The sequence below is a fragment of the Mesorhizobium sp. WSM4841 genome, from assembly GCF_055811515.1.
The window spans coordinates 1-14,358 of the sequence record NZ_JBVVQC010000011.1 but is presented as its reverse complement, the minus strand read 5'-3'; the positions used below and the strand labels follow the sequence as shown (position 1 = coordinate 14,358).

The window sequence follows — 14,358 nt, the reverse complement described above, 5'->3', positions numbered from 1 at the left end:
CCGCGACGCCTTGATGACAATGCGTCCGCGGCGGAGTTTTGCGTGTCTAGGCGACCTTTTCCGCCGCCGGCCCGGCATGATCGAGCAGCCGTCGCGCCATGCGAGCGCCGACCACCAGATGCGTGCACAGCCCACCTGCGATCGCCGCCACCAGCGGTCCGAACTTGCTGTCCTCCTGCAACACCACGAGACGCTTTTCGATCTTGCGCAGCGATGACAGCTCCGCCGAAATGATCCGCCGGTTGTAGCTGCAGTCGAGCGCCTTGCCTTGCGCGTCGATGATCTGCCCGGCGATGACGCCGGCAGCCCCGGCACGGCGCAGCACCTCCATTTCGCTCGCCGTCAGCGCGCCGCATTTGACGACATGGCTGTCGGCGTCGACGGTACCGACCGAGTAAAGCGCCAGATTGCACGCGCTGATGCCCGACAACTGCTCGCGGATCACCGGCTCGGCGCGCAGGCCGCGCGCCAGTTCTTCCGTCGTCAGCACCAGCGGTGCATAGAAATTGAGCCCCTTGGCGTTGAGCCGGCGGGCGATTTCCATGGTGCATTGGTCGGGCCGGTAGGAATAGGGGGCTCCCAGATTTCCGCAGAGCTGCACCACCGTGACATCCTGCAGATCGGCATAGGACATGATGTCGGCGATCGTATAGATGGTCCGTCCCCAGGCGACGCCGATGCGATCGCCCTTCTTGATCAGTTCGAGAAAGACGCTGGCCGCCAGCACCGCGATGTCGGTCGACGGATCGGCGACATGGCCGTTTTCCGGCGCGATCCAGACGGCATCGAGCTTGAATGCGTCTTCGAGCTTGCGCGCCATGACATCGTCGGTGAAAAGCTGGGTCGAGGTCGAGATGTTGACGATGCCGGTCTCGCGCGCCTTGCGCAGATACATGGCGACCGAGGCTCGGGAAATCTTGAGCTGGCTGGCCACCTGGTCCTGGCGCAAGCCATGGGCATAGTAGAGCCAGGCGGCCTTGTGGATAAGCTGTTCTGCCGGTCGGATCGCCATGCCATCTCCTCGCTGACATTATTCATGGCTCTCGAAAAAAGTCAACGCGACCGAGGTGCTGGCCTTTTCGCCCGCCAGGCAACGGAGCGCGAGATCTCCACTATGTCAGTAATTGCGCGTTCATTGTTATTGCAGTACCATTTACGAAACAGGAGGCTCGAGAATGAACGTCTCATTGGGAGATCGCTGGGAAGCCTTTGTGGCCAACATTGTGAAGCGTGGCCGCTACGGCTCTGCCAGCGAAGTCGTGCGCGAGGGGCTGCGCCTGGTCGAGGAACGCGAGGAAAAGCTGAAGGCCTTGCGCGCCATGCTGGACAAATCGTTTGCCGACAACGGCGAAGCGACCGAGCAGGATGTCGATGCGGCCATGGAAGCCAAGGCTGAGCAACTCGCAAAGGAAGGCTTCTAGGAGTGCCACGGCTGCGCATGTTGCCGTCGGTCCAGACAGATTTGGTTGATATCTTTGAATACATAACTCGCGAAAGCGGCAGCTTGGCGATCGGCCGACGTTTTGTGGATGCTCTGCGCCAGAAATGCCGTGATCTGTCGAGCTTGCCGGCGACGATTGGCCGTGCTCGTCCCGATCTCCGGCCAGATATCAGAAGTTTCGCTTTCAGAGGATACGTGATTTTCTTCCGCTATAACGGCGATTGGTTCGAGGTAGCGAATATCGTCGAAGGGCATCGGGACATCGATAGTTTAGGGTCAGAAGGTAAGGGCGAGGAGTAGCGGCGGGAGTAGCTGAGGCGGCCTCGTCCGCGGTGTCCCGTGGTTGGAAGCGCTCGATATTGGGGAGGACGGGATGGGAAATCCCTACGAACAGGATCTCGACAGGAATCCAGCCAACCACCAGCCGCTGACGCCGCTCAGTTATCTCGAGCGGGCGGCAAAGACCTTTCCCGACCATGTTGCTATCATCCATGGTCGCGAGCGCACGACCTATCGTGATTTCTGGCGGCGGTCGCTGAAGCTTGCCTCGGCGCTCTCCAGGCGCGGCATCGGCAAGGGCGACACCGTCACCGTGATGTTGTCCAACACGCCGCCGATGCTGGAAGCGCATTTCGGCGTGCCGATGACCAAGGCGGTACTGCATTCGCTCAACACCCGCCTCGACGCCGCGGTTATCGCCTTCCAACTCGATCATGCCGAAACCAAGGTCCTGATCGTCGATCGCGAGTTTGCAAATGTCGTCAGCGAGGCGCTGGCGCTGACTAAGGTAAAACCGCTGGTCATCGACTATGACGATCCCGAATACGCCACTGATGCCCCTTATCCCAAGGGCGAGCGGATCGGCACGCTCGACTACGAGAACTTCGTCGCGGGTGGCGACGAGGATTTCGCCTGGTCGATGCCGGACGACGAATGGGACGCGATCTCGCTCAACTACACCTCCGGCACGACAGGCAATCCGAAGGGCGTCGTCTATCACCATCGCGGTGCGGCGCTGATGGCCTACGCCAACACCATCCATGCCGCTATGGGCAAGCATGCGGTGTATCTGTGGACGCTGCCGATGTTCCACTGTAATGGCTGGTGCTTTCCATGGACGCTGGCCGTGCAGGCCGGCACCCATGTCTGCCTGCGCTGGGTGCGGCCGAAGCCGATCTATGACGCCATTGCCGATCATGGCGTCACCCATCTGTGCGGCGCGCCGATCGTGATGTCGGTGCTGATCAATGCCAGGGACGAGGACAAGCGGCAATTTCCGCAGACGGTCACCTTCAGCACGGCCGCGGCACCGCCGCCGGAAGCAGTGCTGTCGGGCATGGCCGATGCAGGCTTTGCGGTCACTCACCTCTATGGCCTGACCGAGACCTATGGCCCGGCCGTCGTCAACGAATGGCATGGCGAGTGGGACGGGCTCGACAAGGGTCTCAGGGCGGCGAGGAAGGCCAGGCAAGGCGTGCGCTATGCCGCGCTCGAGGATCTGACGGTGATGGACCCCGAGACGATGGAGGAGACGCCGGCCGACGGCGAGACGATCGGCGAGGTCATGTTCCGCGGCAACATCATCATGAAGGGCTATCTGAAGAACCGCAAGGCGAGCGACGAGGCCTTTGCCGGCGGCTGGTTCCACTCGGGTGACCTCGGCGTCAGGCATCCCGACGACTACATCCAGCTCAAGGACCGCTCCAAGGACATCATCATTTCCGGCGGCGAGAACATCTCCTCGATCGAGGTCGAGGAGGCGCTCTACAAGCATCCTGCCGTCGCCTCCTGCGGCGTCGTCGCCAGGCCCGACGACAAATGGGGTGAGGTGCCGGTCGCCTATGTCGAGCTGAAGCCGGGCAGGACGGCGACCGAAGCCGAGATCATCGATCACTGCCGTGCGCTGCTCGCCCGCTTCAAGGTGCCGAAAGCAGTTCTCTTCGCCGAAATCCCGAAGACCTCAACCGGCAAGATCCAGAAGTTCAGGCTGAGGGAGATGGCGAAGGCGCCACAGCTTTAAGCCAGTGGCCGCTGGCATCCAGCATGAATGAACCTTTCAGTCGTGCCCGACGACATAGCTGTGTTCCGATTACTCTGCAGTCGCGGAGGTAATCCAAAATCGAGGATAGAACACATGAAGAGCTTACTCTTGCTTGCCGGGACAGCCGCCCTCGGCCTTGTTATCGTCTCTGGATCGACTGCACCCGCTGAAGCCGCCGGATGCTATTATCGGTTGTACCATGACGGTCATGGCGTCGTGACCGGAAAACTCGCAATACAGGGATACGACTCCGCCGCCAAACTGGACAACGCCTGCGATCGCGCGCGTCGCGAATGCAATCGCCGCTTCGAGCGCGCGCGCAAAAAGGGAAATATCCCTCGTAGCGGCCCGCGTGATTTGCGCTGCATTCGCACAGCGGCGGGATAAAACGTGTCGCTCTAATGCATGTCGCGCAAAAGTGTGCAGCGGTTTTGCGATAACGACGTGCATAAAACAATAACCTAAAGCGCGTCGCATGTGGCCGGTCAAACGCGACGCGCTTTAGGGTGCCGGCCGGCCATCGCCAAGACGCGAAGGTCGGCTGTTGCTTTCGAGTGTCGAAGGCGGGCACGGACATTGACCTCGACACGGCTCGGGCGCCAATTAATTGCAACCTCGCAAGCTCACAACCAGGCTCGGTCCCGACGAGCATTTACCGCGCCAGATCCGCTTGCGATCGCGCCGCACAGAAAGTGCCGCCTCTTTCAACGGCATGTCGAGCCCGATATACTCGCTCATGGTTGTTCTCCGTTCGATGCTTGGGCCCGGCGTCCAGTCGTGAGCCCGTATCTCCATCTTATCGGGGAACAACCACCCGCTCTTCAATGCCGTGACCTTCCGGCCTTGGCGGATCGCTCCCGCGATTGCCTCGCAGCGGCTGGATCGGCTGAACGGAGCAAACAAGATCACTCAGTGTCGGATCGAGCGCCTCCCGATCGTCCTCGATACAGAACCAACTCGACGGAGGAAGATTAGCAGGAGGAGCATTGCAATGGAGAACACGGAGCGCGACGCCGAGGCACACATCCAGGCGCTCATCGAGCGTTGGGCGAATGCCGTGCAGCAGCAAGACCTGGAGACAATCATTGCGGATCACGCGACGGACCTTGTGATGTTCGATGTCCCACCCCCGAACGAACTCAGGGGAATTGAGGCCTACCGGGATAGCTGGGGCCCGTTCTTCGAGCACTTCAAGCAGGGCGGCGTTTTCGTGATCGAGCGGCTGGATGTCACGGCGGGCGACCGGGTTGCTTTTGCTACCGCATTGCTGCGGTGCGGCACCAAGGAAGAGCTTGAAAAGGACCCGGCAACCCGCCTCCGGCTCACCGTCGGATTACGGAAGGAAGGTGACCTTTGGATCATCGCTCACGAGCATCACTCGTATCCTTACAAGCCGGACTGAGCAGGCGCATCGGGGTCGAGCGATCGTGACAGCGCGGGTGGTGCAATTGGCGGTTGGAGGAGGAAACTCATGCCGGTTCTCAGAACATCAGAGCCTGAAGGTCAAGACGAGACCCTTCCTCGGCCATGGGCGCGAAAAGCCGCCGCGGTCAGGAAAGCCGGTCGGATCCTCGCCCTGACCGGGGTCATAATGCCGCTTCTCATGATCGGCGGGATGAAGTTCACGACTGTTGAGATCGAGGCGTTGAGGCCGCTGATCGGCGGCACGCCTTGGCTCGCCTGGATGTATCCGGTATTTGGTGAAGCCGGTGCCTCTTATGTGCTTGGCGTCGTCGAGATCGCGACCGCGCTTCTCCTGATTGCCTCTCCCTGGTCGACGCGCGCCGGTGTCGCCGGCGGGGCAGTGGCCGCCCTGATTTTCCTGGTCACCTGTTCGATCATGGTTGCCCTGCCGATCTGGGAGCCTGCGTTGGGCTTTCCCGCGCTCGGTCCCGCCGGTCAGTTCCTGATCAAGGACATTGCGCTGCTCGGCATCGCGCTTGTCATACTGGGCGAAAGCCTGAACAGATTAAACAAATCGGCTACCTAAGCGAATCCAGGCCGAAGGCGAGTGGCAGACCACGCCATCCGCACAGCCGCGCCAAATGGCGGGGCGCCACCTGCTGCGACATTGTGGGACAGGCACAGGCTGCCTGCGCGCCCACCCGGACTACACCTTCGACTAGATCGAAAACGCCCCGCTCGCCACCACGATGCCGCGTCCAGAGACGCTCACTGAGCCGGCATCTACATCTACCTCGATGATGCTGGTACGTCCGAGCGCCGTGCCTTGCTCGATCTTGATTGCGCCGGGCTGTGCAAGACCGTGTGCAACGAGATGTGCGGCGAGCGGACCAGCCGCCGTACCGGTTGCCGGATCCTCGGAAATGCCAACAGTCGGGTTGAAAAAGCGTGCATACGCCGTGGTTTCGGGCAGCCGTGGATCGAGTGAGAAGACGTAGCAGCCTTCCCCGCCGACCTGGTTGAGCAGGTCGAAAAGCTGTTTGGCATCCGGCGAAATCCGGTCGACGGCTTCGCGATCGCGGATCGGCACCAGGAGATGGGCAGCACCGGTCGAGACCACCTGGCAAGGCACGACCTCAGCCGCTATTTCTTCAGCATTAAGGCCGAGTGCCGTGGCAAGAGTGCCAAGGTTTGAGAGCTGCCGGCCGGCCGCTGGGGCTTCTTGCTGCATAATGATCCTTTCGAGTTTCCCTTGGCTTTGCCAGATAGCCAATGGATACACCAAGTCGCCGATCTGTTGGTGAAACCATGTTGGCCCATCGCCCAGATCGAGCCGCCCCGCTGCAGCGAGCCACCACCAAGCCCCTAGCGTGTTGTGGCCGCCTGCACCGAAAACCTCTACGCCTTTCGGCGTGAAAGAGCGCAACTTCCAGTCGGCGTCCTCCCGGGTCGCCGGTAGCACAAAGGTTGTCTCGGACTGGTTGAACTCACGTGCAATGTTCTGCATGAGCTCGAGCGCCAACTCGCCACCGCCGTCGACCACCGCAAGTGAATTGCCCGTCAGCGGCTCTACCGCGAAGACATCGACGAAATGAAATGGAATTGTTCTGCTCATGGTTTCCTCCGATGACCCGCGGGCCCGTTTCAGTCGTTCGGCTGAATGTTGGGACGGTTGCCAATGTCCTGCATTGCAGAACAATCTCTAGCGAAGATGCGAGAGCACGTTGAGCAGTTTGCCGGTCGGGTCGGCAATGAAGAAACGTCTTACGCCCCACGGTTCGTCGGTCAAATCATAGACCAGTCTGCAACCGATCTCGTTTGCGCGAAGATAAACCGCGTCGACATTGTCGACCTCGATCGACAGATCTGGCACCGGCGTGCCTGAGCCGCCCTCGCTGGCGATGCTGATCTGGGGGATGGTGGTTTCGCTGGACGCCAGCGTGACGAGCCACCCGTGATCCATGACGGCATCGAGCCCGAACAGGTCGGTATAGAACTTCCGAACATCCGGAATGCTGTCTGTGGCGATATTCGAGACGATGCGCAGCACGGTCATCCCAACTCTCCTTTCCGCGGCTTGGATGATAACGCATTGCTGCGCGCCGCGGAGCACGTCTTGAATAAAATAAGGCGCCCGATCACCTGAGCCTGGCGGGTGGCCCGTGCACGGCCCGCAGCAGGCTTCATTAACGCTGTTCACGCCTAAGTTGTGTCAACAGATGTCACCAGTCGCCCAAGACGGATAATGTCGCAGTTGACAGGCGAGTGATTTCGAATTACGAGTGACGAAATTCAAAATTCGTCACTCGTAATTGAGCAAATGAAACACGATGAATGATACCCTTGATACCCTCGACACGGCGGCCGACGTGGTCCGGCAGGAGAATGTCGCGCGCATCCTCGATTGCGCAGAGCGGCTGTTCCGCCACTACGGCTACGGCAAGACCAATGTCGCCGACATAGCGCGTGAACTCGGCATGTCGACGGCCAACATCTATCGTTTCTTCGCCTCCAAGGTCGAGATCCACCAGGCCGTTTGCGGCCGCATGCTCGCTACCTGCTACCAACTGACCTACGACGCCTGCCATGGTCCCGGAACAGCCAGCGAAAAGCTTCGCCGCTACGTTCAAACGCATTATCAGTGGACCCGCGACACCATGCTCGACCAGGAGAAGGTGCACGAAATGGTCGTCGTTGCCATCGAACGCGACTGGCATGTCATCGAGAAGCATATCGACAGGATCCGCGGCTTGGTGGCGGAGGTGATCAGCGACGGTATCGCAACCGGCGAGTTTGCCGATCAGGACCCGGAAGTCGCTTCGCGATGCTTCAGCGCCGCTATCATCACCCTCTGTCACCCGCAGATGGTCGCCCAGTGCCTTGCCAAAAAGAATCGGGCGATGCCGGACGAGCTTATCGAGTTTGCGATCAGGGCCTTGAAAAAATGACCGGCATCCGCCGGTCGTCGACAATCCATATCCAGTTCGGGAGTACGCAAGTGCCTTTGTCCAAATCCATCATGAACAGGCTGCCGGCCATTGGTCCGGCTCTGGTCGTCGTCGCGGCGCTTGGGCTCGCCGGCTGCTCGCAAGAAAAAGTGGAAGTCAAGGACATCGTCCGGCCGGTCAAGGTCGTCGAGATCGCCAAGGCGAACGATACCCGAGAGCTTTCCTACTCCGGATCGGTGCGCGCCCGCACCGAGATGAACCTTGGCTTCCGCATCAACGGCAAGATCACCGAGCGCTTGGTCGACATCGGCCAGCGCGTGAAGCCGGGCGATGTTCTTGCCCGCATCGATCCCGCCGACTACGACCTTTCAGTCAACAGCGCCGAGGCCAGCCTCGAGGCGGCCGAGCGGCAGGTCGAGACGACAGGCCTTGCCCGCCGTCGTGCCGAACAGTTGTTTGCCAAGAACTTTGCATCGAAATCGCAGCTCGAACAGGCGACGCTCAGCTATGATCAGGCGGTCGCCACCCGAAACTCCGCCCGCTCAGCGCTAGACCAGGCGAAAAACCAGGTCCTCTACACCGACCTCAAGGCGGACAGGAGCGGCATCGTCACATCAGTCGCCGCCGATGTCGGTCAGGTGGTCGGCTCCGGCACGCCGGTTGTGACGGTTGCCGTTGATGGCGAAAAGGAAGTGCTGATCGCCGTTCCGGAAATGGATATCGCCCAGTTCAGGCCGGGCAAGAATGTCAGGGCAAGCTTCTGGTCCGACGATGCGCTGACGCTCGACGGCAAGGTCCGTGAAGTCGCCGGCAGCGCCGATCAGCAGTCGCGTACCTTTGCCGTTCGCGTCAGCCTGCCCAACGATCCGCGCGTGCTTCTCGGCATGACCGCGAACATCGAGGCTTCGGCGGCCAACAGCAGCCCGCAAAGCGTATCGATCCCGTTGAGCGCACTGGCGCAAAAAGATGGCCAGCAGATCGTCTGGACCGTGGACCGCAACGGCGAGACCGTCCATGCGCGTCCGATCAAGGTCGCCGAGTTCACCGCCGACGGCGTGCATGTTGCCGAAGGATTGAAACCCGGCGACGTCGTCGTTGCGGCGGGCACGCAATTCATGACCGAAAATCTCAAGGTCAAGCTGAGCGGCGATGCGGTGCAACAGTCCGCATCGGCGGACGATGATAGCGACGTCGCCAAGCGCGTGCGCTGACGGCCAAGAATAAAACGGCTTTTCCTCGCATCGGCGCAAGCTGCGAGGTCAAGCGGTTCATGGTTTCCGGGCGGCAGGTGCCCGATTGTCGAGACGTCAGGTCGATGTAAACCCCCCACATCGATCCTCGCGTCCCACCGCGATGAGTGTCTCTCCGCTCGGAAAGCCTCGCCGCCCGGAAGCCAGCATTAGAAGCTCCGTGGGCATGCCGTGTGCGTGCGCTGACGATCAGACAAATGGACTGGCGCTATGACCACCGACACCAATGAAAAGCGGCCCTTCAATCTTTCGCGCTGGGCAATCGGGCACCCGAGCATTGCGCGGTTCCTGTTCGGCTTGATCATCGTTGCCGGTGCGCTCGGCCTGATGCGCATGGGCCAGAAGGAAGACCCGGACTTCACCTTCCGCGTCATGGTCGTCCAGGCTGTCTGGCCGGGGGCCTCGATCCAGGAGATGGAGGACCAGGTCGTCAACAAGATCGAGCGCAAGCTGCAGGAAACGCCGCATCTCGATTTCGTCCGTTCCTACACGCGCGCCGGCAGCGCCATCATCACCTTGCAGGTGGAAGGCGACACCAATCCAACGCAGGTCGCGGATGCCTTTTACCAGGTACGCAAGAAGGTCGGCGATATCGCCAATGAGCTGCCTCAGGGGCTGCTTGGACCCTACTTCAACGATGAGTTCGGCGACACTTTCATCACCTTGCATTCGATCAGCGGCGACGGCTACAGCTATCCCGAGCTGAAGAACTTAGCCATCCAGGCGCGTGACATGCTGCTGACGACGCCCGGCGTCGAAAAGGCCGTGATCATCGGCGACCAGCCGGAAAAACTCTACATTGACGTTTCGTCCAAGGTGCTTGCCGAGCGTGGCCTGACGCTCACCGATCTGCAGAACGCGATCAAGGGCCAGAACAATGTCGATCCGGCAGGCTCGGTCGATACCGGCCAGCGTTCGGTGCGCATCTCGGTCGAAGGCAACGTGACGGAGGCGGCCGACATCCGCGAACTTCGCCTGCGCGCCGGCAACCAGGTGACGCGCCTCGGCGACATCGCCACCGTGACCACAGGCCTCGAGGATCCCTATCAGCGCAAATACCGCTTCAACGGCCACGACAGTGTCCAGGTCGGCGTCGTCATGGCCAAGGGCTTCAACGTCACCGATGTCGGCAAGGACGTTGAGGCGACCTATCACCGCTTCGAAGAGGCGTTGCCTTACGGCGTTTCGGTCGATCAGATCGCCGACCAGCCGGAAGTCGTCAGGGAAGCGGTGACCGAGTTCATGGAAGCGCTTGGCGAGGCGCTGCTGATCGTGCTTGTCGTCTCGTTCCTGACGATCGGCTGGCGTTCGGGCCTGGTGATCGCGATCACCATTCCGCTCGTTCTGGCCGCCACCTTCGCCATCATGTACGAGATCGGCATCGATCTGCAGCGCATTTCGCTCGGCGCGCTGATCATCGCGCTCGGCCTGCTCGTCGACGACGCGATGATCGTCGTCGAAATGATGGAGCGCAAGCTCGAGGAAGGACTTGTCAAGGTCGAGGCGGCGAGCTTCGCCTATACCTCGACGGCCTTCCCGATGTTGTCCGGCACGCTGATCACCACCGCCGGCTTCATTCCGGTCGGCTTCGCGGCCTCGACCGCCGGTGAATACGTACGCACGCTGTTCTACGTCGTCGGCATCGCGCTGGTCGTCTCCTGGTTCGTGGCGGTCTACTTCACGCCGTGGCTTGGTCATATGATCCTCAAGCAGCGAAAACACGCCGGCAGCCATCACGATGTTTTCGATACGCCCTTTTACCGCCGGCTTCGCGCCACCGTCGGCTGGTCGGTGCGCCACCGCATCATCGTGCTGGTCATGACACTGATGACCTTCGCAACCAGCCTGTGGGCGTTCCAGTTCATCCCGCAGAATTTCTTCCCGCAGTCATCGCGTCCGGAAATCCTTGTCGACCTCTGGCTGCCGGAGGGCACCAGCATCAAGGAAGTCGAGACGCAGGCCAAGGCGCTCGAAACCAGGATGATGGACGACAAGGACAAGCGCTTCATCGCCACCTATATCGGTGAGGGCGCGCCGCGCTTCTTCCTGCCGCTCGACCAGCAGCTTCGCAATCCGAACTTCGCCCAGCTTCTGGTGATGGCCAATGACGAACCGGCCCGCGAACGGCTGATCGTCAAGCTGCGCACCATTCTGGCCGAGGATTTCCCGTCGGTCCGCGCCAAGGTCGACCGCCTGTTCCTCGGGCCACCCACGGGCTGGCCGGTGCAGATGCGCGTCATGGGCCCGGATCGCCAGGAGGTGCGCCGCATCGCCGACGAGGTGAAGGCGAAGTTCCAGGCAAATCCGCTGCTCGGCGCCGTTCACGACGACTGGCTGGAGCCGGTGCCGGAGATGAAGCTGGTGATCGACCAGGATCGCGCCCGGGCGCTCGGCGTCACCTCGCAGCGCATCCGCCAGATCCTGCAGGCAAGCATGTCGGGGGCGCCGCTCGATGATTTCCGCGACGGCGAGGAGACCGTTTCGATCGTCGCCCGGGAACCGGCGGCGAGCCGCCACCTGCTGTCGGCGGTCGACTCGGTCTCTGTCCCGACGGATTTCGGTGGCTTCGTGCCGCTGTCGCAGGTCGCCAAGGTCGTCCCGGTGCTGGAGCAAGGCGTCGAATGGCGGCGCGACCGCCTGCCGACCATCAGCGTGCGTGCCACGCTGCCGGATGGCGTGCAGTCGAACGATGTCGTGATGAAGATGTACAGCGAGATGCAAGGCCTGCGCGACGGTCTGGCACCCGGCTACAACATCGAGATCCAGGGCGGCGCCGAGGATTCGGCCGAAAGTCAGGCCTCCATTGCTGCGAAAGCTCCAATCATGCTGGCCGTCATCGTCGTGCTGCTGATGATCCAGCTGCAGCACTTCGGCAAGGCGATGCTGGTGCTGGCGACCGGTCCGCTCGGCATCATCGGCGCGGCGGCGGCACTTTTGATCAGTGGCGCACCGTTCGGCTTCGTCGCCATCCTCGGCGTGATCGCCCTGCTCGGCATCATCATGCGCAACTCGATCATCCTGGTCGACCAGATCGACCAGGATATCGCGGCCGGCATGGAACGCTCGGAGGCCATCATCGGCTCGGCGGTCCGCCGCTTCCGGCCGATCATGCTGACGGCACTGACGGCGGTCCTGGCGCTGATCCCGATTTCGCGCGGCGTCTTCTGGGGTCCGCTCGCCTATGCCATGATGGGCGGCATCCTCGTCGCCACGGTGCTCACCATCCTCGTCCTTCCGGCAGGCTATGCCTTGTTCTTCGGCAGGGAGCGCAAGAAGGCTGGGGACGCGGAGCAGGCGGCGAAGCCGAAGCTGGCAGAAAACGACGACAGACCGCGACTGCCTCTGGCCGCCGAATAGAGCTGTTGGCAGATGTGACGTGTAGGGGTTAAATCCGCCCACCGGCAGGAGCGCTGGAGGAGGACGTCATGACCATAGCTCAGACACCGGTGGCGCAGCGCCTGCCGATCGACGGGCGCCACCGTCAGATGTTCGTCGATGGCGCCTGGGTCGACGCCCGCTCGGGCCGGACCATGGAGACCCGCAATCCGGCCACCGGCGCGGTCATTGCCACGGTGCCGCGCGGCGACCGCCAGGATGTCGAAGTGGCAGTGGCCGCGGCGCGCAGGGGCTTCGACGGGCCATGGAGCCGGTTCAAGCCCTATGAGCGGCAGGTGCTGCTGCTCAGGATCGCCGACCTCTTCGAAAAACACTGGGAGGAGATCAGCCGCTCGGACACGACCGACATGGGCATGCCGATCGTGCGCACCCGCGCCAACCGCAACCGTGTCATCGGTATGCTCCGCTACTACGCCGGCATGGCGACGTCCCTGCATGGCGAGACGATCGAGAACTCGCTGCCGGGCGAAATCGTCTCCTTCACCCGCAAGGAGCCGGTCGGCGTCGTCGGCGCCATCATCCCGTGGAACGCACCGACGGCCGCTTCGATCTGGAAGATCGGGCCGGCGCTGGCGACCGGCTGCACGGTGGTGCTGAAACCTTCGGAAGAGGCACCGCTGACGCCGCTTTTGATCGCCGACATCATGAACGAGGCCGGCGTTCCGCCAGGCGTCGTCAACATCGTGACCGGCACTGGCGCCGAGGCAGGTGCCGCACTTGCCGAGCATATGGGCGTCGACAAGATCGTCTTCACCGGCTCGACGGCGACCGGCCAGTCGATCGTCCGCGCCTCGGCCGGCAACCTCAAGCGCGTTTCGCTGGAACTCGGCGGCAAGTCGCCGGTCATCGTCTGCGCCGACGCCGATCTCGACACAGCTGTGCCGGTGGCGGCGATGTCGGTCTTCGCCAATTCCGGCCAGATCTGCATCGCCGGCTCGCGCCTGTTCGTCGAGCGCTCCATCCATGATGAGTTCGTCGCGCGGCTGGCGGCCTACGCCAAGGGCCTCAGGGTCGGCGACGGCATTGACCCGGCAACCGAGATCGGCCCGCTCGTCTCCGAAAAGCAGCTGCAACGGGTCGCCTCGTATCTCGAAGCCGGCACGGCGGAGGGCGCGACCCTCGTCACCGGCGGCACACGCCTTGTGGAGGGTTCGCTGGCCGCCGGCAATTTCGTCGCGCCGACGGTCTTTGCCGGCGTCTCGGACGACATGAGGATCGCGCGCGAAGAAATCTTCGGACCGGTCATTTCGGCGCTGCCGTTCGATACGCTCGATGAGGCGGTCGAGCGGGCCAACAACACGCCCTACGGTCTTGCTGCCGGGGTCTTCACCCGTAATGTCGCCACCGCGCATCAGCTTTCCAGGAAGATCCGCGCCGGCTCGGTCTGGGTGAACACCTATCATGCCATAGATCCGACCGTGCCTTTCGGCGGCTACAAGATGAGCGGCTACGGCCGCGAGGGCGGTGCCGAGCACCTCGACGAGTATCTCAACACCAAGGGCGTGTTCATCAAGATCGATTGAGCGATCCGCCTGCCAATCCTCCACCGCGGCGCTGACCGCCAAGATGCCGGCAAAGCCTGAAACAAAAAACCCGCCTCGGCGGCGGGTCGTTGCTCGGGTAGTGTCTCAGTTTGAAATCTGATTTTTCGCTTTGAGCGAGATCGGGTCCGTCTCGATTAGCCGAAGCGATCTCACCATGTCGGCAGTTTGAGTCTTGTAATTGAGAAAATGTGGCGTGGTGAGGTGCGCCTCATAGGCCGCTTGATCAGCGTAGCCTTCAATCACCAGCACCTTATCGCGTCGTCCGTGAAGAACGCGGAACGCTTTGATTTAATTTAAGATTTTCGCCTGAATTTGGGTTTCGTTTTGCCGGAAA

General features: G+C 61.8%; 14 protein-coding genes and 1 pseudogene. 10 read left to right on the top strand and 5 right to left on the bottom strand.

Features of this window, described 5'->3' with window-relative positions:
• Positions 1 to 46: 46 nt before the first annotated feature.
• Positions 47 to 1,012 carry a sugar-binding transcriptional regulator gene (locus AC0L14_RS15270; protein ID WP_473750002.1) on the bottom strand — a complete coding sequence of 322 codons (966 nt, stop codon included), beginning with the start codon at positions 1,010 to 1,012 and terminating at the stop codon, positions 47 to 49.
• Between the two features lie 163 nt (positions 1,013 to 1,175).
• On the opposite strand from AC0L14_RS15270, the gene AC0L14_RS15265 reads away from it, so the two are divergent.
• The 4 genes from AC0L14_RS15265 (at position 1,176) to AC0L14_RS15250 (ending at position 3,869) form a co-directional block, all read left to right on the top strand.
• A complete protein-coding gene (locus tag AC0L14_RS15265) occupies positions 1,176 to 1,421 on the top strand; it encodes a type II toxin-antitoxin system ParD family antitoxin (RefSeq protein WP_473750001.1) in 246 nt (81 codons plus the stop codon).
• Positions 1,422 to 1,438: 17 nt separating this feature from the next.
• Positions 1,439 to 1,741 (top strand): type II toxin-antitoxin system RelE/ParE family toxin, encoded by a 303-nt coding sequence (locus AC0L14_RS15260; protein ID WP_473750000.1) that lies wholly within the window; start codon positions 1,439 to 1,441, stop codon positions 1,739 to 1,741.
• Positions 1,742 to 1,814: 73 nt separating this feature from the next.
• Positions 1,815 to 3,461, top strand: a complete 1,647-nt coding sequence (locus AC0L14_RS15255; protein ID WP_473749999.1) for an acyl-CoA synthetase — start codon at positions 1,815 to 1,817, stop codon at positions 3,459 to 3,461.
• A 114-nt stretch (positions 3,462 to 3,575) separates the two neighbouring features.
• Positions 3,576 to 3,869: a hypothetical protein gene (locus AC0L14_RS15250; protein WP_473749998.1), complete on the top strand. Its 294-nt coding sequence runs from the start codon at positions 3,576 to 3,578 to the stop codon at positions 3,867 to 3,869.
• A 240-nt stretch (positions 3,870 to 4,109) separates the two neighbouring features.
• On the opposite strand, the pseudogene AC0L14_RS15245 reads toward AC0L14_RS15250, so the two are convergent.
• Positions 4,110 to 4,220, bottom strand: a pseudogene (locus AC0L14_RS15245) (IS110 family transposase); the annotation flags it as partial.
• Between the two features lie 253 nt (positions 4,221 to 4,473).
• On the opposite strand from AC0L14_RS15245, the gene AC0L14_RS15240 reads away from it, so the two are divergent.
• Together AC0L14_RS15240 and AC0L14_RS15235 are read left to right on the top strand one after the other, a co-directional pair.
• Entirely contained in the window at positions 4,474 to 4,884 is a 411-nt protein-coding gene (locus tag AC0L14_RS15240; RefSeq protein WP_473749997.1) for a YybH family protein, read from the top strand.
• A gap of 69 nt (positions 4,885 to 4,953) precedes the next feature.
• Positions 4,954 to 5,472 carry a DUF417 family protein gene (locus AC0L14_RS15235; protein ID WP_473749996.1) on the top strand — a complete coding sequence of 173 codons (519 nt, stop codon included), beginning with the start codon at positions 4,954 to 4,956 and terminating at the stop codon, positions 5,470 to 5,472.
• A 132-nt stretch (positions 5,473 to 5,604) separates the two neighbouring features.
• Here AC0L14_RS15235 and AC0L14_RS15230 read toward each other — a convergent pair whose 3' ends face one another.
• Positions 5,605 to 6,585 carry a PhzF family phenazine biosynthesis protein gene (locus tag AC0L14_RS15230; RefSeq protein WP_473527404.1) on the bottom strand — a complete coding sequence of 327 codons (981 nt, stop codon included), beginning with the start codon at positions 6,583 to 6,585 and terminating at the stop codon, positions 5,605 to 5,607.
• A gap of 3 nt (positions 6,586 to 6,588) precedes the next feature.
• The gene (locus AC0L14_RS15225; protein WP_292187017.1) at positions 6,589 to 6,942 is read right to left on the bottom strand and encodes a VOC family protein; all 354 of its coding nucleotides are present in this window, start codon (positions 6,940 to 6,942) and stop codon (positions 6,589 to 6,591) included.
• A gap of 274 nt (positions 6,943 to 7,216) precedes the next feature.
• Between AC0L14_RS15225 and AC0L14_RS15220 the strand changes: the two genes are divergently transcribed.
• The 4 genes from AC0L14_RS15220 to AC0L14_RS15205 all read left to right on the top strand — a co-directional run bounded on the left by AC0L14_RS15220 (position 7,217) and on the right by AC0L14_RS15205 (position 14,003).
• Positions 7,217 to 7,834 (top strand): TetR/AcrR family transcriptional regulator, encoded by a 618-nt coding sequence (locus tag AC0L14_RS15220; protein ID WP_123146932.1) that lies wholly within the window; start codon positions 7,217 to 7,219, stop codon positions 7,832 to 7,834.
• 71 nt (positions 7,835 to 7,905) lie between these two features.
• Positions 7,906 to 9,045 carry an efflux RND transporter periplasmic adaptor subunit gene (locus tag AC0L14_RS15215; RefSeq protein WP_473750090.1) on the top strand — a complete coding sequence of 380 codons (1,140 nt, stop codon included), beginning with the start codon at positions 7,906 to 7,908 and terminating at the stop codon, positions 9,043 to 9,045.
• 249 nt (positions 9,046 to 9,294) lie between these two features.
• Positions 9,295 to 12,441 carry an efflux RND transporter permease subunit gene (locus AC0L14_RS15210; protein WP_473749995.1) on the top strand — a complete coding sequence of 1,049 codons (3,147 nt, stop codon included), beginning with the start codon at positions 9,295 to 9,297 and terminating at the stop codon, positions 12,439 to 12,441.
• A 68-nt stretch (positions 12,442 to 12,509) separates the two neighbouring features.
• Positions 12,510 to 14,003, top strand: coding sequence for an aldehyde dehydrogenase family protein (locus tag AC0L14_RS15205; protein WP_473749994.1), 1,494 nt, complete (start codon positions 12,510 to 12,512; stop codon positions 14,001 to 14,003).
• A 105-nt stretch (positions 14,004 to 14,108) separates the two neighbouring features.
• Here the strand turns inward: AC0L14_RS15205 and AC0L14_RS15200 are convergent, their stop codons facing one another.
• Positions 14,109 to 14,273, bottom strand: coding sequence for a putative quinol monooxygenase (locus AC0L14_RS15200; protein WP_473749993.1), 165 nt, complete (start codon positions 14,271 to 14,273; stop codon positions 14,109 to 14,111).
• Positions 14,274 to 14,358 lie beyond the last annotated feature (85 nt).